Origin of the sequence: Heterorhizobium halophytocola (assembly GCF_017873095.1) — a bacterium.
GTDB lineage: Bacteria > Pseudomonadota > Alphaproteobacteria > Rhizobiales > Rhizobiaceae > Allorhizobium > Allorhizobium halophytocola.
On record NZ_JAGGJU010000014.1, the window covers coordinates 99,663 to 121,296 of the forward strand.

The 21,634-nt window shown below is 62.9% G+C and carries 20 protein-coding genes; 9 read left to right on the plus strand and 11 right to left on the minus strand.

Annotated features, from left to right (window positions below; genetic code table 11):
* Positions 1-20 precede the first annotated feature (20 nt).
* The 3 genes from J2Z17_RS22080 to J2Z17_RS22090 are packed head-to-tail and all read right to left on the minus strand — an operon-like array spanning position 21 to position 3,666.
* A complete protein-coding gene (locus tag J2Z17_RS22080) occupies positions 21-1,943 on the minus strand; it encodes a beta-N-acetylhexosaminidase (RefSeq protein WP_209948354.1) in 1,923 nt (640 codons plus the stop codon).
* Positions 1,944-1,972: 29 nt separating this feature from the next.
* Positions 1,973-2,749, minus strand: coding sequence for an SDR family oxidoreductase (locus J2Z17_RS22085; protein ID WP_209948356.1), 777 nt, complete (start codon positions 2,747-2,749; stop codon positions 1,973-1,975).
* A gap of 53 nt (positions 2,750-2,802) precedes the next feature.
* Complete coding sequence (locus tag J2Z17_RS22090) at positions 2,803-3,666, minus strand: MurR/RpiR family transcriptional regulator (RefSeq protein WP_209948358.1); 864 nt, start codon at positions 3,664-3,666, stop codon at positions 2,803-2,805.
* 217 nt (positions 3,667-3,883) lie between these two features.
* Between J2Z17_RS22090 and J2Z17_RS22095 the strand changes: the two genes are divergently transcribed.
* From J2Z17_RS22095 to J2Z17_RS22110, 4 genes are read left to right on the plus strand one after another with little or no spacing between them, the layout of a single operon-like run.
* The gene (locus tag J2Z17_RS22095; protein WP_209948361.1) at positions 3,884-4,390 is read left to right on the plus strand and encodes a hypothetical protein; all 507 of its coding nucleotides are present in this window, start codon (positions 3,884-3,886) and stop codon (positions 4,388-4,390) included.
* 41 nt (positions 4,391-4,431) lie between these two features.
* Entirely contained in the window at positions 4,432-5,901 is a 1,470-nt protein-coding gene (locus J2Z17_RS22100) for a M81 family metallopeptidase (RefSeq protein WP_209948364.1), read from the plus strand.
* On the plus strand, positions 5,898-6,989 hold the full coding sequence (locus J2Z17_RS22105) for a D-TA family PLP-dependent enzyme (RefSeq protein WP_209948366.1): 1,092 nt from the start codon (positions 5,898-5,900) through the stop codon (positions 6,987-6,989). Before J2Z17_RS22100 ends, J2Z17_RS22105 begins: the two co-directional genes overlap by 4 nt.
* A gap of 36 nt (positions 6,990-7,025) precedes the next feature.
* Positions 7,026-7,421 carry a GFA family protein gene (locus J2Z17_RS22110; protein ID WP_209948368.1) on the plus strand — a complete coding sequence of 132 codons (396 nt, stop codon included), beginning with the start codon at positions 7,026-7,028 and terminating at the stop codon, positions 7,419-7,421.
* An 18-nt stretch (positions 7,422-7,439) separates the two neighbouring features.
* On the opposite strand, the gene J2Z17_RS22115 is transcribed toward J2Z17_RS22110, so the two are convergent.
* From J2Z17_RS22115 to J2Z17_RS22140, 6 genes are all read right to left on the minus strand, one after another.
* Positions 7,440-7,871 carry a hypothetical protein gene (locus J2Z17_RS22115; protein WP_245224288.1) on the minus strand — a complete coding sequence of 144 codons (432 nt, stop codon included), beginning with the start codon at positions 7,869-7,871 and terminating at the stop codon, positions 7,440-7,442.
* Between the two features lie 82 nt (positions 7,872-7,953).
* Positions 7,954-9,090, minus strand: coding sequence for an ABC transporter ATP-binding protein (locus J2Z17_RS22120; RefSeq protein ID WP_209948370.1), 1,137 nt, complete (start codon positions 9,088-9,090; stop codon positions 7,954-7,956).
* A 93-nt stretch (positions 9,091-9,183) separates the two neighbouring features.
* Positions 9,184-10,404 carry an ABC transporter substrate-binding protein gene (locus J2Z17_RS22125; protein WP_209948525.1) on the minus strand — a complete coding sequence of 407 codons (1,221 nt, stop codon included), beginning with the start codon at positions 10,402-10,404 and terminating at the stop codon, positions 9,184-9,186.
* A 53-nt stretch (positions 10,405-10,457) separates the two neighbouring features.
* The gene (locus J2Z17_RS22130; protein ID WP_209948372.1) at positions 10,458-11,321 is read right to left on the minus strand and encodes a carbohydrate ABC transporter permease; all 864 of its coding nucleotides are present in this window, start codon (positions 11,319-11,321) and stop codon (positions 10,458-10,460) included.
* A complete protein-coding gene (locus tag J2Z17_RS22135; protein ID WP_209948374.1) occupies positions 11,318-12,202 on the minus strand; it encodes a carbohydrate ABC transporter permease in 885 nt (294 codons plus the stop codon). The genes J2Z17_RS22130 and J2Z17_RS22135 overlap by 4 nt, the downstream gene beginning before the upstream one ends.
* A gap of 11 nt (positions 12,203-12,213) precedes the next feature.
* Positions 12,214-13,395: a Gfo/Idh/MocA family protein gene (locus J2Z17_RS22140; RefSeq protein ID WP_209948376.1), complete on the minus strand. Its 1,182-nt coding sequence runs from the start codon at positions 13,393-13,395 to the stop codon at positions 12,214-12,216.
* Positions 13,396-13,888: 493 nt separating this feature from the next.
* Between J2Z17_RS22140 and J2Z17_RS22145 the strand changes: the two genes are divergently transcribed.
* The 4 genes from J2Z17_RS22145 to J2Z17_RS22160 are packed head-to-tail and all read left to right on the plus strand — an operon-like array spanning position 13,889 to position 17,781.
* Positions 13,889-14,626: a GntR family transcriptional regulator gene (locus tag J2Z17_RS22145; protein WP_245224289.1), complete on the plus strand. Its 738-nt coding sequence runs from the start codon at positions 13,889-13,891 to the stop codon at positions 14,624-14,626.
* A gap of 40 nt (positions 14,627-14,666) precedes the next feature.
* On the plus strand, positions 14,667-15,689 hold the full coding sequence (locus tag J2Z17_RS22150; protein WP_209948529.1) for an SIS domain-containing protein: 1,023 nt from the start codon (positions 14,667-14,669) through the stop codon (positions 15,687-15,689).
* A complete protein-coding gene (nagA, locus tag J2Z17_RS22155; RefSeq protein ID WP_209948378.1) occupies positions 15,686-16,864 on the plus strand; it encodes an N-acetylglucosamine-6-phosphate deacetylase in 1,179 nt (392 codons plus the stop codon). Before J2Z17_RS22150 ends, nagA begins: the two co-directional genes overlap by 4 nt.
* The gene (locus J2Z17_RS22160) at positions 16,861-17,781 is read left to right on the plus strand and encodes an ROK family protein (RefSeq protein ID WP_209948380.1); all 921 of its coding nucleotides are present in this window, start codon (positions 16,861-16,863) and stop codon (positions 17,779-17,781) included. Before nagA ends, J2Z17_RS22160 begins: the two co-directional genes overlap by 4 nt.
* Positions 17,782-17,808: 27 nt before the next feature.
* On the opposite strand, the gene J2Z17_RS22165 is transcribed toward J2Z17_RS22160, so the two are convergent.
* A complete protein-coding gene (locus J2Z17_RS22165; protein ID WP_209948383.1) occupies positions 17,809-18,849 on the minus strand; it encodes a dipeptidase in 1,041 nt (346 codons plus the stop codon).
* Between the two features lie 190 nt (positions 18,850-19,039).
* Between J2Z17_RS22165 and J2Z17_RS22170 the strand changes: the two genes are divergently transcribed.
* Complete coding sequence (locus J2Z17_RS22170; protein ID WP_209948385.1) at positions 19,040-20,545, plus strand: serine hydrolase domain-containing protein; 1,506 nt, start codon at positions 19,040-19,042, stop codon at positions 20,543-20,545.
* A 5-nt stretch (positions 20,546-20,550) separates the two neighbouring features.
* Here the strand turns inward: J2Z17_RS22170 and J2Z17_RS22175 are convergent, their stop codons facing one another.
* A complete protein-coding gene (locus J2Z17_RS22175) occupies positions 20,551-21,597 on the minus strand; it encodes a P1 family peptidase (protein ID WP_209948387.1) in 1,047 nt (348 codons plus the stop codon).
* Between the last annotated feature and the right edge of the window lie 37 nt (positions 21,598-21,634).

The window sequence follows — 21,634 nt, forward strand, 5'->3', positions numbered from 1 at the left end:
TGACAACCTCGGTTACGGGCTCAGAAACGCGGGCTCAGAGGAACGATTGCGGCGAAGCGGTCCCAGCTCTTTGCAGCTTTCGGCGTCCATGCGGCCTCGGCGATGGCGGGCAGGCGCGGAAAGACGAGATGGTTGAAATAGTCGCGGTTGAGGAAGTGTTCCGACCAGATGCAGGCCTGAACCCCGCGAAGCTTGCTTGCGATTTCAGGCGGAAATTCGCCGGCAGCCTCATAGGTATAGGTGTGATGTGGCGGCACCGTTCCGGCCCAGCTCGCACCCGGCTCCTGCCATTCCTCCGCCTGCACCATGTCGAGATAATAGGCCTGGCCCGGCGCCATGACGACGTCATAGCCCTGGCGGGCGAGTTCCATGCCGACCTCCGGCTTCTGCCAGGCAACCAGCAGCGTGCCCTCCGGATCGACGCCGCCGCCATGGGAGACCTCGTCCCAGCCGGCCACGATGCGGCCGCGTTCGGCCAGCATCGCCTGGATCCGCTTCATGAAGTGGGACTGCAGCGCGAACGTGCCCTCCAGTCCCTCGTCCTGCATCAGCTTCCTGGCAAGCGGCGAGGCGAGCCAGGTGTTGTTGGCCACCTCGTCGCCGCCGATATGGATGTAGCGGGACGGGAAGAGCTCGATCATCTCGTCGAACACCTTGCCGAGAAAGTCATAGGTGAGCTCGATTGCCGGATTGAGCGCGTTGTTGGGGAAGCCCTGTACCGAGCGATAGCTGTCTGGCGCTTCCTGGCCGTCGGTGAGTTCGGGCAGGGCGGCAAGCGTCGCGGTGCTGTGCCCGGGGATGTCGATTTCCGGGATCACCTCGATGTTCAGCGTGCCGGCATGGGCGACGATCGCCTTGACCTCGTCCTGACTGTAGAAGCCGACGACGGGCTCGGCGCCATTGCCGAGCTGCGGCAGCAGCGGGGCATCCGGCCCGCGGGTGGCGCCGACGGTGGTCAATTGCGGATAGGCCCTGATCTCCAAACGCCAGGCTTCGTCGTCGGTCAGGTGCCAGTGGAAGATGTTCATCCGGAACCAGGCGAGGATGTCGATCAGGCGCTTGACGTCGGTGGTCGGATAGAATTGCCGGGAGACATCGAGATGCGTGCCGCGCCAGCCATAGCGCGGGCTGTCTGCAATGTGTCCGGCGGCCGGGAAGCGGAACCTGTCGGCATCGATGCGCGCACCATGCAGCAGCTGGCAAAGGGCGGTCAGGCCATATTGGCGACCGGCTGCGTCACCATAGGTGAGGCCGACGGCATCTCCTGCGAAATCGAGCCGGTAGGCGGACGCCCCGAGCGCGGCGTCGGCGGAAAATGTGAGTGCGCGGCCTTCATGGACGGGGGCAAGGCTGAGCGGCTGATGACCGACACTGAACAGCCGCGCGTGCAGCGAGGCGACGCCATGCATTGCCGCGATGTCATCGGCATTGGCGCCTGGTGCCGGATAGAGCGCCACCGGATAGGTGTCGCCTGCCGTCAGCGATGCCTCTGCCGGCCAGGGCAGCAAGGCGAAAGGCTGGTCGAGCTTGCCTTCCGGCAGCAGCTTCGGCGCTGGTTCGCTATGGCGTCCTTCCAGCATCAGGTCGCCGACGATCGCATCGACATGGCGACCATTCGAGAGGCTGACATAGGCGGATTTGGCACCATCGGTGCGGTGCTTTGCCGGACGCAGCAGGCCGTCGACGACGAATGTCCAGCTCTCGCCGGGCTTCAGGGTGAAACCGGCAGGTGGCGCAAATTCGTGGAAATTGGCATTGCGCCTCAAATAGCGGGCGTTCTGGCAGCGCGGTGCGTCGATCGTGCGGGTCAGCGAGGTATAGACGAGGCGGAAATCGCTGATCGCCTCCGCTGAGAGATTGAGGAGGGTGAATGAAAAGCCGCCGCCCGTCTCTCCCTCGATCGGATGCCAGGCGTTTTCCAGTCGAAATTCAGCAATAGCCATGCCGCATATGCTCCCGTGCTCTTGGTTTTTTAATAATCGTCGGATTGCGAAAAGGTGTGGGCGAGTTCCGCCTGGCCGGCCGTCAGTCCGCAGTCGACGGGCAGGCAGACACCGGTGATGGCCGATGCCTCAGCGCCGGAAAGGAAAAAGACGGCATTGGCCACGTCTTCGGCCGTTGCAATCCTGCGCAGCGCGTACCAGCGCTTGGCCTCTTCGAAGACTTGCGGGTTGGCGGCCGCGCGCGCTTCCCAGGCCTGGGTGCGGACCGTGCCCGGCGCCACGGCGTTCGCCCGGATCCCGTATTTGCCGTATTCCACTGCGATCAGCCGCGTCAGGTGGATCAGACCTGCCTTCGCGGCGCTATAGGCCGGATGGCCGAAGACGGCGAGGCCGTTGACCGAGGCGATGTTGACGACCGACCCCCTGGTCTCCTTCAACGCATCCTCGAAGGCGCGGAAACACAGGAACGGGGCTTCAAGATTGAGGCTGCTGTCCTGGCGCCAGATGGCGGGCGTGGTCTCGTGCAGGCTGGTCGCGCGTGCAGCCCCGGCATTGTTGACCAGCGTGCGGACAAGACCGAAATCCGCCACGGATGTCGCTGCCGCTGCCAGGTCATCCGCATTGGTCACATCGCAGCGCAGAGCCTGAAAGGTGGCGGTGCCGCCAAGCGAGGCGGCGGCTTTTTCGGCGGCCGGCAGATCGAGATCGATCAGCACGACATGGTCATGGCTGTCGCCAAGCCTGGCCGCGATGGCCTTGCCGATGTCGCCGGCAGCGCCTGTGACGACTGCAACAGAAGAAGGCACGGGGGGAAGCTCCTTGAATTGATTTGTCCGTCGAATGCGGCGTGGGAATAGGATCAGTCGCCGAGCAGTTGTCGGTCGTCGCCGTCCCGGTTTTCCACGAGTTGTTGCTTGATATGGCGAAGCGTCACCTGCGCGCGATCGCGGTTGCGATAGGCAATCAGGCTTGAAATGGTGTCGACCACCGCGAGATAGGCATAACGGCTGGAGGTCGGGCGAAAGATGTTGCCGCCTTCCGGAATGTTGACCGCTACCAGGATGTCGGCCGCCTGGGCGACGGGGCTGTCGCTCTGGGTCAAGGCGATCGTGGTGATGCCGCTTTCGGACGCCAGCTGGAAGCACCGTACCAGTTCCTGGTTGCGGCCGGAAAAGGATGAGCCGATCAGCACGTCGCTGCCGCGGGCCGATGCCGTCAACATCAGTTGCATGGCATGGTCGTTGCAGGAGGTGATGCGCGATCCCAACCGGAACAGGCGGTTCTGCAACTCGTCGGCAATCATCGAGGAATTGCCGCCGGAGCCGAAGGCATAGATCATGTCTGCGGCGGCAAGCGCGGTTGCGGCAGCCTCGATCCGTTCGATGCCGAGCGAATGATGGATCTGCAAAAGAGCGTTCTGCGCCGTCGTGATCACGTCGGTGGCCACATCGGCCGGTGCGGTGCTGGTCGGCTCGGGCTTCAGATAGCGCAGGCCGACATAGACGGTCTTGGCCAGGCTGACCTTGAAGTCGGCAAAATTCTGGCAGCCCAGTCGGCGACAGAAGCGCGTTACCGTCGGCGGAGACACCTCTGCGCGTTCGGCAAGCTCGATGATCGAGGCGTTTACGGCGAAATCGAACTCGTTGAGCAGGATATCGGCAATCCGCCGTTCCGACTGGGAGAATTTCGGCTTTTGGTCCTGAATCTTGGTGATGATATCCATGAAGGGCTCAATGCAGGCTGATGTCCGGCAACCGGATCGCGGATATCGCGTCAGCTGCTGCGGCCACATGTCGCTCGCCTCGAAGCAAAGCTGCCGTCATTGTCCAAGACCCCTCTCGGCTGCGCGTTTACGCAAATTATTTTCTTAATTGATTGACAGAAGACCATAACAGAGCGAATTCTGCCAGCGTTTTTCCGCCCTCATGAAAAGAATTTAGATGAGCAGCTCGATGACCCGCGATCCCTTTCTCAATCCGTTCCCTGCCGGAGATACTGCACGCCATGCCATCTGGGAAATGCTGGTGCCGCGCGACATCGATGCGTTTCTGGCGGCGGACTGGTCGATGGTCGAGGACGACTTTGTCGAGGACGGATTTCTCGGGATCAGCGGCAATCGCGACCCTAATCCGGACAATTGGCGCCTCGCGTTTCCGACACTTGCCGCTTACCGCGACGAGTGGCTGCAGCAGGCCCGCGACTTCCAGGCGATGACCCATGGCGAAGATCCGCGCGCCGCGATTTTCCGCACCACGACGCTCGAGGTGATCGAGGTCGAGGGCGAGACGGCGCTGGTGCGCAAGAAGTTCATGGGTGGCATCAAGACGGCCGACGGCGGTTTCGACAAGATGGAATGGCAGACACTCTATTATTGCCGCCTGCATGAGGGCCGTTGGAAGATCTCCGGATTCACCGGCTATCTGCCCAATCCCATGGGTACCGCCTGATCTGCCTCTGCCCGCCCACAGTCTGACCGGAGCCTCCCGCGTTGCGCATTTTCACTGCCGCCCTTGCCACTGAGACCAATACCTTCTCGCCGATCTGCATCGACCGCCGCGCCTTCGAGGCCTCGCTCTATGCGCCGCCCGGGCAGCATCCGGAAACGCCGACGCTCTGCACGGCGCCGATTACCGTCGGGCGCAAGGTCTGTGCGCAGAAGGGCTGGACCCTGATCGAGGGCACGGCGACCTGGGCCGATCCGGCCGGGCTTGTCAGCCGGTCCACTTATGAGGGGTTGCGCGACGAGATCCTCGATCAGTTGAAGGCAGCCCTGCCGGTCAATGCCGTCGTGATGGGCCTGCATGGCGCCATGGTTGCCGATGGCTACGACGATTGCGAGGGCGACCTGATGACACGCATTCGCGAGGTTGTCGGTCCGGACGTCACCGTCTGTGCCGAACTCGATCCGCATAGCCACCTGACGGCAAAGCGGGTGGCTGCCTGCGACTTCCTGGTCGCCTTCAAGGAATTTCCCCACACCGATTTCGTCGACCGGGCCGAGGATCTCTGGCGCATAACGGTCGATACGCTGGAGGGCAGGGTCCGTCCGGTGATGTCGGTCTACGATCCCAAGATGATCGACGTCTTCCCCACATCGCGCCAGCCGATGCGCGGTATCGTGGACCGGCTGACAGCGATCGAGGCCGAAGACGCCGACGTGCTGTCGCTGTCGATCATCCATGGCTTCATGGCTGGCGATGTGCCGGAGATGGGCACGAAGACGATCGCGATCACCAATGGCAATCGCAACAAGGGTGAGGCCCTGGCCCGCGAGATCGGCATGGAACTCTACGCCAACCGCGGCCGGTTCATGGTGCCGCAGATCGACGAACATCAGGCCGTGACGCAGGCGATGGCGGCGCCCGCGGGGCCGGTGGTGATCGCCGACGTCTGGGACAATCCGGGCGGCGGAACCGCCGGCGATGCAACGGTTCTGCTCGAGGAACTGCTGGCGCGCGGCGTGACGGATGCTGCCGTCGGTACGATCTGGGATCCGATTGCCGTGCAGATCTGCATGGCGGCCGGGGAGGGCGCGGCCATCCCGCTGCGCTTCGGCGCGAAATCGGCGCCGGGCACCGGCAATCCGGTGGATGGACGGGTCGAGGTGGTCAAGCTGGTCAGGAATGCCGAGATGCGGTTCGGCGCAAGCTTTGCACCCTTCGGCGACAGTGCCCATATCCGCTTCCAGGGCATCGACATCATCCTCAATACCGTGAGGGCACAGAGCTTCGACCCGTCGCTGTTTTCCGTCATGGGCATTGATCCGACGGCAAAGAAGATCCTGGTGATCAAGTCGACCAACCATTTCTATGCCTCGTTCTCGAAGATCGCGGCCGAGATCCTTTATTGTTCGGCCGGCACGCCCTATCCGAACGATCCGGCGACCAATCCCTATCTCAAGGCCGGAAAGGGTATCTGGCCACGCGTCGAAAATCCCCATGATGAGGTGGCAGCATGATCGAACTCCTGAAACGGCATATCGGCGAGCCCCTCGACAGTCTGATGACCCCGATGCCGGTGATCGACGAGGATCGGCTGGCCGCCAATATCGCCCGGGTTCAGTCCTATATGGATGAACATGAGCTGGCATTCCGGCCGCATATCAAGACCCACAAGATCCCGGCGCTGGCTGCCCAGCAGGTCAAGGCCGGCGCCAGGGGGATCAATTGCCAGAAGGTGACCGAGGCCGAGGTTTTCGCTGATGCCGGCTTCGATGATATCCTGATCACCTTCAACCTGATGGGACATGAGCGTCTCGACCGGCTGCAGGCCCTGAACGACCGGATCGGTGACTTGAAAGTGGTGGCCGACAGCGCGGTGACCATTGCAGGCCTGTCGGCGCAGTTCGCCGGCGCAAAGCCGCTTAAGGTGCTGGTCGAATGCGACACCGGTGGCGGCCGGTGCGGCGTCCAGACGCCGGAGCGCGCCCTCGAACTGGCTCGCCTGATCGCCGGCAGCGACGGCTTGAGTTTCGTCGGCCTGCTCACCTATCCCAAGGCGAAGGGCGAGACGGAGACGGAGGCTTTCTTCCGCGCGGCAATGGCGCTGCTCGACGCGGAAGGCATCGACTGCCCCATCCGCTCGAACGGCGGCACGCCCAGCCTGTTTTCCGCCCATCTCGTGCCATCGGCGACCGAGCATCGGGCCGGCACCTATATCTATAACGATCGCTCGATCGTGCGGGCCGGCCATGTCGGTCTCGAAGACTGCGCCATGCAGATTCTGGCGACAGTCGTCTCGCGTCCGACGGGCGACCGCGCGGTGATCGACGCCGGCTCGAAGACCCTGACGTCTGACCTTCTGGGCTTTGCCGATTTCGGCCATGTGGTCGAATATCCGCAGGCTTCGATTATCGGCCTGTCGGAAGAGCACGGCACGATCGACCTCAGCGCCTGCACCGGTGGAAGGCCGGAGATCGGTGAGCGGATCCGGATCATCCCGAACCATACCTGCGTGGTCACCAACCTCTTCGACGCCCTTGCCTTTCATCGCGACGGCAAGGTGACTCGCGTCGAAAAGGTGGCGGCGCGCGGCCTCGTCTGGTAGCCCTCCTGCTATCGGGCGCCAGAGGGAGGCCATGTCATGCTGAGAGGATCATGCCTGTGTGGCGCGACCGGATATGCGGTCGACGACGCCTTCTCCTATGCGATGAACTGCCATTGCTCTCAGTGTCGCCGGGCCACCGGGTCGGCGTTCAAGCCGTTTGCCGGCATCGCGCGGGAAAGGCTCAGCCTGACGCGGGGTGAACCCCGCATTCTCGTCTACGGCGATGCGGCGCGCGACCATGATGTGCACTGCCCGGACTGCGGCAGCCTTCTCTATTCCGTCGTGCGTGCGGGGCGCTATGTCCACGTAACGCTCGGCACCCTGGTCGACGCGCCGTCGATCCGGCCCTCGGCGCATATCTTCGTCGGATCGAAGGCGCCCTGGCACGAGATCACCGACGACCTTCCGCAATATCAGGAATTTCCGGACTGAACGGCTGTTTATTGCCGCTTATTGCCGCTCCAGCAGACCCTTGATCAGAAACATCTCGGCCTCGTGGATGCAGCCGAACTGCTCCCATTCTGCATCGGACTGGGTGGCGAGCCGCCATGTCAGAAGGCTGATCACCGAAGTCCCGGCGTCCATGCGCAGGGTATCGCCGGGGATCACCCGTGACATGTTGCGAAACTGCATGGTCTCTGGCGCGGCGCCGACCTCGTAGTCGACGCTGAGCCTGGCAGTGTCGACATGCAGGCGGACAAAGGCTGCCTTGCCTGTAAAAATCGAAGTGCCTTTGAACAGACCCGGTGATACCTCCTCGCGGTTGAGGCTGCCCCAGGTCCATTGCCCCTGTTTCAGGCCTTCAGACATGATTTTAAAGGCTTCGGCCGCCGGCCTGTTCACCTGAATGCTGCTGGAATGGCAATGAGGATCGCGCATCATCAACTCCCGAGAGACAATGCTTTAAGCTTAAAACAATGACTCTCGAAGTCAACGCGCAAAAGGCCGGCCTGGCCTTCCGGCATCAGCCTGCCGCGGGCAGGGCGGTCATCGCCGGCAGTTCGAGCGATGCCAGATCCACCTTGCGCTCCAGCGCCAGGCCCGCCTCGTCGAACAGGTGGCAGTCGGACGCCTTGAAGCAGGCGGCCATCGGCTGCTCGGCCTGCAGGCCGACGGAGCCGGGCAATACCGCGCAGAACGGCTGGTCCGGGCCGAGGCTTGCATAGGCGATGGTAGTGACGCCGAGGCGCTCGATGACGCTCGGGACTACCGTAAGGTTGAAGTCGCCGCCGCTGAGCTCGACATGCTCCGGCCGGATCCCGAGTGTCAGAGGCTTGCCGACGACGTCCGCGCGGCCCTCGACCGGAACGGTCATGGTCTTGTCTTCGTACCGTATGGTGACGCCCTCATCACTGACTGCCGTCGCGGTGACGGGCACGAAATTCATCTTCGGATTGCCGATGAAGCCGGCGACGAAGACGTTTTCGGGCTTGTGATAGAGCTCGAGCGGGGCACCGACCTGCGAAATATCGCCGCCGGACAGGACGACGATACGGTCGGCCATCGTCATCGCCTCGATCTGATCATGGGTGACGTAGATCATCGTCGCCTTGAGATCGCGGTGCAGCTTGGTCAGTTCGATGCGCATGTCGGCGCGAAGCGCCGCGTCGAGATTGGACAGCGGCTCATCAAACAGGAAGATTTTCGGTTCGCGCACGATGGCACGGCCGATCGCCACGCGCTGGCGCTGGCCGCCCGAGAGGAGGCCGGGCCGCTGCTGCAGGCGCTGATCGAGTTGCAGGATCTTGGCCACGCCCTCGACCTTTTCCTTGATCCGCGCCTCGTCGAGCTTCTCGACGCGCAGCGGAAAGGCGATGTTCTCGAAAACGCTCATATGCGGATAGAGCGCGTAAGACTGAAAGACCATGGCGATGCCGCGCTTGACCGGCGGCAGGGCGTTGACCTTTTCGCCATCGATGACGATGTCGCCATCGGTTGTGTCGTCAAGGCCGGCGATCATCCGCAGAAGCGTCGACTTGCCACATCCGGACGGTCCGACGAAGACGACGAATTCGCCGTCCTTGATGTCGAGGGTCACGCCTTTGATGACCTCGAAATGTCCGAAGTGCTTACGCACCTTGTTGAGATAGAGCTGGCCCAAAACGCTGTCTCCTGCGGGCAGTGGTGTGGCCACCGATATGTCTGGAATTCGGGAAGTGGGAGGCCGGCAGGCCGGCCTCCCATGCGGCTGCTGTTACTTGTATTCCTCGAGCGCGGCAGAAGCCTTTTCAAGCGCTGCCTTCGGTTCGGCCTGGCCGGTGACGACCGACTGGACCATCTGGATCATGACGTTCTGGAAGCCGCGGTAATCGGTAAACAGCGGTTCCGGGCCACCCGAGGTGATGCCGTCGATGAAGGGCTGCCAGTAGGGGTCCTTCTTGACGAATTCATCGACCTTTTCCGACGGACGAAGCGGGGTGAGGCCGGCGCCGCCCTGCAATTCGTATTCGCCCTGCGGGCCCGGCGAGGTGATGTATTTGGCAAATTCGACCGCCTTGTCCTCGACGCCCGAACCCTTGAACACGGCCAGGCTGTCGGTGATCAGCAGCGTGCCGGGACCCTTGGCATCCGGACCGAGCGGAAGCGTCGTCACGCCCCAGTTGATCTTGGTGTCCTGCAGCAGCTTTGCAGCGCCGGAGCTGGACTGCATCATGCCGATCTTGCCGTCCAGGAAGATGGCGCGCACTTCGTTCTGCTCGTAAGCAGTCGGGCCCTCTTCGGAATAGGGCGTAATGTCCTTGTAGGCCTGAAGGGCTGCGAGCACCTGCGGGCTGTCCATGACAATCTTGCCATCGGCGTCGATGACTTGGCCATTGTTGGTGTAAACCCAGTGCATGAACTGGTGCATGGTGTTGTCGAAGGTCTTGGCCGGGAGGCCATAGCCGGCAATGCCGGTCTTCTCCTTGATAGCCTTGGCATCGGCAATTTCCTCGGCCCAGGTCTTCGGCGGGCTTTCGGGATCAAGGCCAGCCTGCTTGAACAGGTCCTTGTTCCAGTAAAGCGCCTTGGTCGAGAAGGCCACCGGCGTACCCCACTGGGTGCCGTCGAAGGTGACCGTGTCGACGATGTTCGGATAATAGGATTTCTTCTCTTCGTCCGTCATCGGGATCGGAACGATCATGTCGTTCTGGGCGAATTCCTTCAGCGTACGCGAGCCGACATAGGCCATCGAGGCAGGCGTGCCGGCGGCGGCCAGCGTGGTTGCCTTGTCCTGGCACTGGGCCCAGCCGACAACTTCCGGCGAGACCTTCCAGCCTTCGTTCTTGGATTCCCATTCCTTGATGTATTTCTCATGGATCGGGTCGATCTTGTCGCCGCAATAGATCCAGGTGATTTCCTTGTCGGCGGCGTGGACGCTCAGCGTGCCGAGCATGGTTGAGCCCATCATGGCCGCGGCGCAAAGCCCGAGTTTCATAAAATTCTTCGTCACTGTCAGTCTCCCGTTCTCTGGTGGTTGGTGTGGCCTGGTTATTCTTTTACAGCACCCGCCGTCAGGCCGCTGACGAGGTAGCGTTGGAGGAAGAAGATCACGATCATCGCCGGCGCGATGCCGACGAAGCTTGCCGCCATCAGCTCGTTCCAGATCACTTCCTGCCGGCCGAAATAGGCAAAGAGGCCGATCGGCAGCGGCATGTATTCGGTCTTGGAATTGAAGGTGAGGGCAAAGATGAACTGCTGGGCGTAGGCGCCGATGAAGGTGGTGATCGCAACCACGATGATGCCGGGCATGGCGATCGGCAGGATGACGCGGCGCAGCGTGTAGAAGTAGCTGGCACCATCCACATAGGCCGCCTCGTCCAGCTCGCGCGGAATGCGCATGATATAGGTACGCAACAGCCAGATGCCGGTCGGGATCAGGAAGGCGGCGCCCGGCACGATCATCGCCAGATAGGTGTTCAGCACGCCGAAGGAGCGCATCAGCCGGAACAGCGGAATCAGCAGCACCGCGCCGGAGAACATGTTGACGGCGAGGAAGGCGCCGAGCAGAGGACCGCGGCCGCGAAAATCGAAACGTGCGAAGGCATAGGCGGCGGGTACCACCATCATCAGCACCAGAATGGTGATGGTGCCGGCGATGAAGAAGGAGTTGAAGATGTAGCGGGCGAAGCCCGGAACGCTCGTCCACATCGTCCGGTAGGCCTCAAACGAGCCGTTTTCCGGCCAGAAGCGGTAGGGCGACGAGAACAGCTGGCTGAGCGGCTTCAGCGACACCAGAAAGCCCTCGACGAAGGGTGCCAGCACGAATGTCAGAAAGAGCAGGATGCCGGCATAGATGCCGATGATCTCGTACCAGGCATAGCGGTGGATGAGGGAGGGGTTCTTCTGGCTCATCGATTGGCTCCGGCTGAAAGTCGGCTTGTCACGCGGAAATAGGCGACCGAGAAGATCGACAGGAAGATGCAGATCATCACGGCCCGCGCGGCGCCCTGGCCATATTTGTGCGAACCGATCGCGGTGCGATAGGTGTCGATGATCATCGTCGTGGTCTCGCCGTTCGGCCCACCTTGCGTCAGGATCCAGATGATGTCGAAGGAATTGAAGGTCGAGATCAGCGAGATCATCGACATGGTGATCATCGACGGAACCAGCAGCGGCAAAGTGATGCGGCGGAAGCGATAGAAACGGCCGGCACCATCGGTCCAGGCGGCCTCGTAGAGGTCCTGCGGCACGGACTGCATGGCGGCGAGCATATAGAGCGTCACCATCGGCACGCCGATCCACACATCGGTGATGATCGTCGCCCAGAAGGCCGTCGAGCCGTAAGCGAGAAAGGCGACCGGGCCGTCCGAGAGACCGAAGCGCTGCAACAGGCCGGAGATCATGCCAAACTGGCCGTTATACATCCAGCCCCACATGAAGATGCCGACGGCCATGGGTACGATCCAGGGCGGCATGGTGAGGAGGCGGAAGACCGAGCGACCCGGCACGGCTGCATTCAGCATGGCCGCACCGAAGACGCCGATGATCATCTTGATCGAGACGGAGAAGAACGTCCAGACGAAGGTGCGGATGATGACATCGGCAAAGGTCTGGTTGAAGATCCGCTGGTAGTTGTCCCAACCGACCCAGTTGCTGGTCTTGCGCAAGGAGGCGTCGGTAAACGACAGGATGAACGTATCGAGAAGCGGGTAGGCAACGATGACGATGACGTAGAGGAGGGCCGGGGCCAGAAGCAGCCAGGCAAAGACGACGGCGCTGCGTTTTGCGTCCATGATCGTCTCCCTCAGGCAGATCGTGCAAGCGTTGCGGATTCCGTGCCGTTGAGGCAGGCGTCGAACTTCTCCCATACAGGCGCAAGATCGATTACCTTGCGGCCGAAGCGGGCCTCGTCCATGGCCAGGGCCAATATGCCGGCTTCCAGCGCGTTGATCGCCGACACCGGCTGTGCGGTGCTGTCGCGCATGAAGGCGATCACGTCGTCGATCATCTGCTCGTCGGCGCCATAATGATGAGAGCTCGCCGAGGGTGCCTGATAGGTATTGGCAACCGTCTTCTCGTTGGTGCGGGCGCTGTGGACGTTGAAGAAGCCGCGGACGAAGTCGCCTTCCGCCATGCCCTTGGATCCGATGACGCAAAAGCGGCGGAACTCGTCGGGTACGTTCAGATTGGTATGGAAGGTCATCGACACGCCGTTCTCGTATTCGACGATGGCGGTCTGGTAGTCGACGATGTCGCCATCGCTGTCGAAGACCTTGTCGGAACCCATCCAGCCGCTCGGCTTGCGGTGATAGACTTCCAGGTCGTTGATGCCCTCGTTTTGCGGGGCATTGGCCGGCGTGAAGCTCTTGCGACCGCCGAAGCTTGCGACATAGCGCGGCCGGGTGCCGACAAGACCGTTATAAAGGTCGAGGTCGTGGCAGCATTTTTCCAGCATGAAGCCGCCGGCATATTGCCCGTAGCGGCGCCAGTCGCGCATGAAGAAGGCGCCGTGGTAGGGCTGGATGTGTTCCGAGGCCTCGATCGAGACGACGTCGCCGAGCTTGCCCTCGGCCTGCGCCTTGCGCAGATCACGGTAAAGCGGCGAGTAGCGCAGCACCAAACCGACCAGCAGCCGGTCGTGACCATAGGTGTGGAGAAGCGAGGCGAGCGCATAGGTCTCTTCCATCGTCACCACGATCGGCTTCTCGGTGAATACGGTCAGCCCGGCCTCGAGACCGAGGCGGATGTGGTCGAGATGCATATGGTTGGGCGAGCCGATCATCAGGAGATCGAAGCCGCCGGCGGCGATCAGGTCCTGCGGCGTGGCATAGGATGTCCCGGCTAAGATGCCGGCCTCTTCCAGTCCCGGCATGCCCGCGGGCGCCGGATCGACATAGCCGACGATCTCGAAATCCTTGTCCGCCTCGTTCAAGACGGTGGCGAGATAACCGAGTCGGAATCCGAGCCCTACTATCCCAACTTTCATCCTGACGTCCCCTGTCTTCTCGAAATTATTTTTCGTAAACTGCGCAAACCGGCCGGTTCCGTCAATAAGAAAACGCTTGGCACATCAAATATGTGAAATTCATTTTCATAGCGGAAAGAACGACTTGGCGCCTTCGCGACATGTCGGTTCGCGGGCGATCGGTTATTGGGTCAGCTTCGGCTGGTCTTGAAGCCCAGGTTTGTCGACCCGTGCAGCAGTCAGCGTTGGTATGATACCAAATAAATGCCAATCGTCTAGCGACTTCGGCAAATCCTGTTCGAAAAATGCTAAATCTCTAGAATTAAACGCGAAAGCGGCATTGCTGCCAAACTTCGCTTCCTCTTTGCGAAAGAAATTGCCCAACTGGTATTTTGTTGGTATTGTCCACTTCCACCACCGAGGGAGGCTGTCTCGTGACAATCCGGCTGCGCACAGCCCTGACGATCCGATCGGCGCCGTTCAAAGGGGCGCGAGGGGAGAGGCTGTGACGGAATTGCGTTTGGACCAGCTTCAGGTTGCGGCGGGCGGACCCCTCTATGTCAAGCTCAAGCAGGCGATCGAAGACGCGATCAAGACCGAGATCCTGAAGAATGGCGATGCGCTGCCGGCCGAACGCGACATCGCCCAGTCGGCCGGCATCAGCCGCGTGACGGTGCGCAAGGCGATCGACGACCTCGTCCAGGACGGGCTCCTGGTGCGTCGCCGCGGTTCCGGCACCTTCGTCAGCAAGCCGGTGCCGCGTCTGCAGCAGCCGCTGAGCCGGCTGACCTCGTTTTCGGAAGACATGCGCCGGCGCGGCATGGTCGCCGGATCGCGCTGGATCGATCGCAAGCTGTATTTTCCAACCGCCGAGGAAACCATGATGCTGGGCCTTTCGGGCGGCGCGCGCGTTGCCCGGCTGGTGCGTCTTCGACTGGCCGACGGCATGCCTATCGCGCTTGAGCGGACCAGCCTGCCGCAGGATATTCTCGACGAACCCGAAGCCATCGTTGAATCGCTCTACGAAACGTTGGAGGCACGGGGCATACGCCCTGTTCGCGCCAACCAGCGCATCTCCGCGGTCACGCTTGCCGATGACGAGAGCGCGCTGCTCGGCGTTCCGCCCGGATCGGCGGCGCTGTCCGTCCAGCGTGTCGCCTATCTCGAGACCGGCCGGGTGATGGAAGTGTCGCGCGCGCTCTACCGTAGCGATGCCTATGACCTGACAGCCGAACTCAGCCTCCAGACCTGATCTTTCATTCCAAGCTTATCGAGACGAGAACACCATGACGATCACAACGGCCATGCGCCAGGAAATCGACGAAATCCCCGAGGCTGCGGCACGGCTGCTTGATGTTTCAGCCAGGAGCCTGGATGCCGCCGGTGCGCGGATGAAGGCTGTCGATCCCGCCGTCCTGGTGACCGTCGCGCGCGGTTCGTCGGATCATGCCGCCTATTTCCTCAAATATGCCGTGGAACTGCAGATGGGCATCCCGGTGGCATCGCTCGGACCCTCGCTTGCGTCGATCTACGACGCGCCGCTGAAACTCGACCGCGCCGCCAGCATCAGCATCTCGCAGTCCGGCGCCAGCCCGGATATCGTTGCGATGACGCAGGCGGCCAAGGCCGGCGGCGCCTATGCCGTGGCGCTCGTCAACACCTTGCCGTCGAAACTTGCGGAGGCCGCGAGTGCGGCGATCGATATTGCCGCGGGGCCGGAGATCGCCGTTGCCGCCACCAAGTCCTATGTCAACTCGATCGTGGCAGGCCTTGCCATGCTTGCCGCCTGGAGTGGAGATAAAGCGCTCCAGCGCGCGGTCAAGGCCCTGCCGGAAGACCTGAACCGGGCTCTGGCCCTCGACTGGAGCGAGGTGGTCGAGACGCTTGCCGATGCGACATCGCTCTATGTGCTCGGTCGCGGACCGGTGCTGGCGATTGCCGCCGAAGCCGCGCTGAAATGCAAGGAAACCTGCGAACTGCATGCCGAGGCCTATTCCTCCGCCGAGGTGCTGCATGGTCCGGTGTCTCTGGTGGCGAAGGATTTCCCGATCATCGCCTTTGCCGCACGCGACAAGGCGGAAGCCTCGACGGCCGAGATCGCCAGTCGCATGGCGGCCAAGAATGCCAGGATCTTTACCACATCGGCACGGGCGAGCGGCGGCAAGATCCTGCCTTTTGTCGAGACAGGTCATCCGCTGACCGATGCTCTGGCACTGATCGTGCCTTATTACGGCATGGTCGAGGCCTTGTCCCGCCGCCGGGGTTTCAACCCCGACAAGCCGGCGGCCCTCAGCAAGGTGACCCAGACCCGATGAGCAGGACGGCAATAGACGGCGCCCGGATTTTCGACGGGGAGACCTTTCATCAAGATCACGCCCTGCTGCTGGAGGGCGATCGCATTGCCGGTCTCTGCCGGGCGGGCGAGATCCCATCGGATGCTGAGGTCGTCAAGGCAGACGGGCTGACGATCGCGCCGGGCTTTATCGACCTGCAGGTCAATGGCGGCGGCGGGGTCCTCTTCAACAACGACCCGACGGTGGGCGGCATTGCCCGCATCTGTGCGGCCCATGCGCAATACGGCACCACCTCGCTGTTGGTGACGCTGATTACCGACACGCCGGAGCTTACGGCGACCGCGATTGCAGCCGGTGTCGAATCGCAATCGGTGCATGTGCCGGGCTATCTCGGTCTTCATATCGAAGGACCGCATCTGTCTCTGGCCCGCAAGGGCACGCATGATCCGGCGTTGATCCGCCCGATGGCGCCGGAGGATCTGGAGCGGCTGCGGGCTGCCGGGGGCCGTTTCGGCGAGGCTTTGATCACGGTGGCGCCGGAAAGCGTCACGCCCGGACAGGTGCGTGCGCTTGTCGCGGCCGGTTACAAGGTCAGCCTCGGGCACACGGACTCGACGGCCCAGACGGTGCTCGCCTATGTGGAAGCGGGCGCAAGCCTCGTTACCCATCTGTTCAATGCAATGAGCCAGCTCGGCAATCGCGAACCCGGGGTCGTCGGCGCCGCCTTGTCTTCGGGCGCGCTGTCCTGCGGGCTGATTGCCGATGGTTTCCATGTCGATCCGATCTCGATGTCGGTCGCCCTGAAGGCAAAGCAGGGGCCGGGCCGGATCTTTCTCGTGACCGATTCCATGTCGACCATCGGCAGCGATGACGACGGGCTGGTGCTGAACGGCCGGCAGGTCTATCGCGGCGGTGGGCGCCTGACGCTTGCCGATGGCACGCTTGCCGGGGCGGATATCGACATGCTGTCTTGCGTTCGCAATGCGCACCACATGCTGGGTCTCGATCTGGGCGAGGCGCTGCGGATGGCATCGCTTTATCCGGCCGACGCCATCGGCGCGCGGCACAAGGGGCGGATTGCCGTCGGCTGCGATGCCGATTTCGTCATGCTGGGTCCCGACCTGACGCTGCATTCCACCTATATTGCCGGCAAGCGCGTGTTTGGCACCAGCCCGCAAAAGGAGCGTGCGTCGTGATCAGTTGCTTCGACATCGGCGGCACCGCCATCAAGGGGGCCTTCGCCCGCTCGGCCGACGACATCCGGACCTTCGAGCGTCGACCGACGCCGCTGCAGGACTTCAACGCCTTCGTCGAAACGCTGAAGAGCGTGATTGCGGAAAGCGGCGAAACTCCGCGCTGCGTGGCGCTGTCGATTGCCGGCGTTGTGGATCCCGATACGAAGCGGGCGATCGTCGCCAATATCCCGAGCGTGCATGGGCGCACGCTTGCCGGCGACCTGCAGGCGGCGTTGGGACTTCCGGTGATCGTTGCCAATGACGCCGATTGCTTTGCCACAGCCGAGGCCCTGGCCGGAGCCGGCAAGGGGCACCGCATCGTGTTCGGCACGATCCTCGGCACCGGTGTCGGTGGCGGTCTCGTCGTCGACGGCCAGCCGATCAACAGCGATGGCGGGTTTGGCGGTGAATGGGGCCATGGGCCCGTGGCTGCGACCCGTGCGGGCAATCCGCCCGTCGAATTGCCACGCTTTGCCTGCGGCTGCGGTCTTCACGGCTGCATCGACGCGACCTGCAGTGCGCGGGGGATCGAAAAGATCCACGCACACCTGCATGGTCAGACGCTGAAGGCGGAAGACATCCTTGCCCGGTGGCAAGTCGGCGATGAAGCCGCAGCGCGCACCGTCCACGTGATGGTCGATGTGCTTGCATCGCCGCTCGCGCTTGTCGTCAATGTGACCGGTGCCACCATCGTACCGGTTGGTGGCGGTCTCTCCAACGTGCCGGCGCTGATTGCCAGGATCGACGAGGCGGTGCGCCCGCGCATCCTGCGCCGTTTTGACCGACCGCTCGTCGTACCGGCCCTCTGCCGCGTCGAACCCGGGTTGATCGGGGCGGCCCTGCTGGGGCTGCGGTCGCTTGGAGAGGCGACGCCCTGACCTTTCGCTGAGAGAGACCCCGGGCGGTCAGCCGCCCCAGGTCTGTTCCAGCACGCGGATCCAGTTCTGGTGCGTGACCTTGTCGAGGGCTGCCGCGTCGAAGCCGCGCTCGACGAGCCCGTCGACTATCAACTTCAGCCCCCGGCAGTCGCCCATGGCCGCCGGGATCGTCGTGCCGTCGAAGTCCGAGCCGAGGGCGACGTGATCGATACCGATCCGGTCTGCCACATAAGCAATGTGGTCGAGCAGCGGATCAATGCCGGTGCCGGGATCCTTGATGCCGTCATTGCGCAGGAAGAGAACCCCGAAATTGATGCCGATCAGACCACCGGTGTCCTTGATCGCGTCGAGCTGGCGGTCGGTAACATTGCGGGAATGCGGGCAAAGCGCATGGGCGTTGGAATGCGATGCGACCAGCGGTGCGTTCGAAATCGCCGCGATATCCCAGAAGCCGGCCTCGTTCATGTGGGACTGGTCGACCATGATCTTCAATTCGTTGCAGGCGCGAACGAGTTCCTTGCCGGCATCGCTGAGGCCCGGCCCGATGTCCGGCGTCGAGGGAAAGCGAAACGGCACGCCATAGGCAAAAATGTTCGGCCGGCTCCATACGGGGCCAAGCGTGCGAAGCCCTGCCGCATGCAACACGTGGAGAGCGTCGAGATCGGTGCCGATCGCTTCGGCGCCCTCAATGTGAAAAACCGAGGCAAAGGCGCCCGTCTCGATCGCTCGGCGGATATCGGCTGCACTGCGGCAGATCTTTAAGCCACCGTCCGAGCGACGCTCGATGTCGAACAGCAGCCTTGCCATGGCCAGGGTTTCGGCAAGCGCATCGGCTTCCGCAGGCGGCACAAAATCGCCGTTTGCGTCCTTCGCCATCGTCGGCGAGGGGATGTAGATCGCGCAAAGCCCTCCGGCAAGCCCACCTTCACGGGCGCGCGGCAGGTCGATATGTCCGGTCTTTTCCCCTTCCAGAAACGCCTTGGCAGGATCGGGCTGGCCGGAGCGCCTGAGGCGCAGCAACACATCGTTATGGCCGTCGAAGACCGGATGGGAAACCTGGGGAGACATGGAGAACCTCGAAGCCGGCCACCGGTCGGGAGTACGGGCGGCCTTGATAAGATAGGATTGTTATCGGTAGGAAGTATCGCGCGCTGGTGCAAATGCAAACCGCCTGGCGACCGAGAATTTGATAGGAAGCCTCGATCGTATGCCGATCATCTGTCCGGCGGGCGCCGATGCCGTATCCAAGGAGTATCCAATGTCGAGCGACCTGAACTGGGGTGCTGCCCAGAAACTGGCTGAGCAATTCGTCGCCGGATGGAAGCCCGACGAACCTGGTGGTGCCGTCCTTGCCTTCGACGTCGATGGGGTGCGATTTGCCGAGGTCGCGGGCATTGAAAGCCTCTCCACCGGTGCACCCTTTTCTGCGGGCAGCGTCGTGCGCTACGCCTCGGTGACCAAGCATGCCTTCGCCTCGCTGGTGCTTGCCCACCCCGACAAGATCGGTCTCGACGACCGGCTTGGCGAGCATCTGCAGGAACTGAGGTCGCCGCTGGCCGAGGTCACCGTCGGGCAGGCGCTAGACATGACCGGCGGCCTGCCGGATATCCGCGAATGCCTGACGCTGCTCGGTCTTTCGGTCTTTACCGAGACCAGCGCTGAACCGCTGTACGAGACCATCGCCCGCATGACCCGCCTCAACTACGAGGCCGGCTGCGAAGTCTCCTATTCGAACACGGGCTATCGCCTCGTCGAGCGGATACTCGAAAACAAGGGCATCTTCTTCCGCGACCATATCCGGCGGCAGGGCGCGGCGCTCGGCGTCGTCCTCGATGCGCCGGATGTCTGGAACGCACCGGTGGCGGGTCTGGTGCCGGGCTACTGGCATGACGGTGCCGGCTGGCAGATGTCGGCTGCGGGCCTGCACATCTCGGCGTCCGGCAGCATGACGGGCAGCGCCACGGCACTGGCAGCCTGGGCGCAGGCGTTGATGCTCGGCAAGGGCGCGCTTGCGGGCGTGCTCGATGCGCTGTCGGCACCGCGCAGGCTTGCCGATGGCCGGGTCACCGGATACGGGCTCGGCATCCGCCGCAATCTGCTGGGCAGTCGTGTGCTTCTCGGTCATGGCGGGTCGCATCCGGGCTACAAGTCGCAGTTCCTGATCGATCCGGAAACGCGCACGGGGATTGTCGCTGTTGCCAATCGCGAGGATGCCAATACCTACAAGATCGCCTTCGAGACCATGGCCGGCCTGCTGGGCGAGGCGCTGCCGGAGAGCAAGGCCGGCCTGCCCGATGGCCTCTATGTCACGCAAGCCGGTCCCTGGTGGATCGAGGCCAAGGGGACATCGCTCACCTATCTCGATGCGACCGATACGCTGTATGATGATGGCGACGGATGGGTGTCGTCGCGGTCGGGCTCGTCGCCCATGCGCCTGCGCAGCGATGGGGCGGAGATTGTCGGCGAGATCGGCCATGCGCCGCGCCGCTTCCTGCCGGCTGTCGATGACGGCGTGCCCGCCTCGCTTGCGGGGCGCTGGCTGTCGAGCGAGGGAGCGATGATCGAGATCGAGGACGGCAAGGTCGTCATGGGTGTCGGCCCGGTGCGCCATCGGATGCCGCTCCGGTCGATCGGCCGGGGACGCTATCTCTTCACCCTGGTCGACGGGCCCTGGACCAAGACCGTCTGTCTCGATCGCCTTGCGGACGACAGATTCGAACTGGTGCTCAGCCGCGCACGGATGATCGAATATCGCCGGGCCTGACGCTGTCAGCGCCGCTGTCGCTTAAGATCCAGCGCGTCAAAAAAGGAAGGCCGGTCTTTTGCCGTGTCGTAACCCGTCGTCGGCTCGGCCATGGCAAGGGAGTTGAGGATGGCTTCCTCCGTCACCTCGATAGCCGCTTCGAACAGCGGCGAGACGGCATCATTGGACAGATCGGGATAGGCGTGGACCCCGCGGCGGCGATCCGGCGTGCGGCGCACGCCCTCATGGGTGGAAAAGGCGAGCGCATAATCGCCGGAGCCATTCGACAGGGCCGCACCCGTGCGGGCAAGGCCGCCATGGCAGCGGGTCGCAAGACGCGCCAGGTTGCGTGATGCCAGCGGCGCGTCGGTTGCAAGGATCATGACGATCGATCCGTCCTTATCGTGGCGGGGCTCGTTGGCATGGGGCCTGCCGTCTATCCGCAGATGTCCGCCGTAATTGGATTGAACCAGGACGCCGAGCGTGTAGCGTTCGTTGCCTGACGGGACGATGCGCGAGGCTGTGCCGATGCCGCCTTTCAGGCCGAATGCAACGGTTCCGGTTCCCGCCCCGACCCCGCCTTCTTCCACTGCGCTCCCTCTGGCGCAGGTTATCGCCATCAGCATTTCGTCGACCGTCGGGCGTGCGGCGCGAATGTCGTTGAGACGAGAATCATTGGTCTCGCCGACGACGGCGTTCAACGATGTCACCCTTTCATTGCCCGCCTGGTCCAGCGTAAAGCGGCTGATCGCCTCGATTGCCCGACCGATGGCCAGCGTATTGGTCAGCAGGATCGGCGTTTCGATCTCGCCGAGTTCCTCAATCTGCGAAATCCCGGCAAATTTGCCGAAACCGTTCAGCACCGCAATGCCGGCCGGAACCTTGTGCTGAAACAGATTGCCGCCATGGGGAAGGATTGCCGTTGCGCCGGTCCTCGTGCGATCGCCCTCGTGGAGGGTGACGTGGCCCACCTCGACACCGTCGACATCGGTGATCGCGTTCAGGGGGCCGGGCGGATAGGTGCCGATGGTGATGCCAAGATCACGTAGACGTAGGCGGGGTGTGGCGGTCATGCGGCGAACCTGTGAAATGTGGCGTCGCGCGGGCGTG

Excerpts from the sequence above, each read along its gene's own strand:
- J2Z17_RS22080 (WP_209948354.1), bottom strand. The coding sequence starts at position 1,943 with ATGGCTATTGCTGAATTTCGACTGGAAAACGCCTGGCATCCGATCGAG.
- J2Z17_RS22090 (WP_209948358.1), bottom strand. The coding sequence starts at position 3,666 with ATGGATATCATCACCAAGATTCAGGACCAAAAGCCGAAATTCTCCCAG.
- J2Z17_RS22095 (WP_209948361.1), top strand. The coding sequence starts at position 3,884 with ATGAGCAGCTCGATGACCCGCGATCCCTTTCTCAATCCGTTCCCTGCC.
- J2Z17_RS22105 (WP_209948366.1), top strand. The coding sequence starts at position 5,898 with ATGATCGAACTCCTGAAACGGCATATCGGCGAGCCCCTCGACAGTCTG.
- J2Z17_RS22110 (WP_209948368.1), top strand. The coding sequence starts at position 7,026 with ATGCTGAGAGGATCATGCCTGTGTGGCGCGACCGGATATGCGGTCGAC.
- J2Z17_RS22115 (WP_245224288.1), bottom strand. The coding sequence starts at position 7,871 with ATGATGCGCGATCCTCATTGCCATTCCAGCAGCATTCAGGTGAACAGG.
- J2Z17_RS22125 (WP_209948525.1), bottom strand. The coding sequence starts at position 10,404 with ATGAAACTCGGGCTTTGCGCCGCGGCCATGATGGGCTCAACCATGCTC.
- J2Z17_RS22130 (WP_209948372.1), bottom strand. The coding sequence starts at position 11,321 with ATGAGCCAGAAGAACCCCTCCCTCATCCACCGCTATGCCTGGTACGAG.
- J2Z17_RS22135 (WP_209948374.1), bottom strand. The coding sequence starts at position 12,202 with ATGGACGCAAAACGCAGCGCCGTCGTCTTTGCCTGGCTGCTTCTGGCC.
- J2Z17_RS22140 (WP_209948376.1), bottom strand. The coding sequence starts at position 13,395 with ATGAAAGTTGGGATAGTAGGGCTCGGATTCCGACTCGGTTATCTCGCC.
- nagA (WP_209948378.1), top strand. The coding sequence starts at position 15,686 with ATGAGCAGGACGGCAATAGACGGCGCCCGGATTTTCGACGGGGAGACC.
- J2Z17_RS22165 (WP_209948383.1), bottom strand. The coding sequence starts at position 18,849 with ATGTCTCCCCAGGTTTCCCATCCGGTCTTCGACGGCCATAACGATGTG.
- J2Z17_RS22170 (WP_209948385.1), top strand. The coding sequence starts at position 19,040 with ATGTCGAGCGACCTGAACTGGGGTGCTGCCCAGAAACTGGCTGAGCAA.
- J2Z17_RS22175 (WP_209948387.1), bottom strand. The coding sequence starts at position 21,597 with ATGACCGCCACACCCCGCCTACGTCTACGTGATCTTGGCATCACCATC.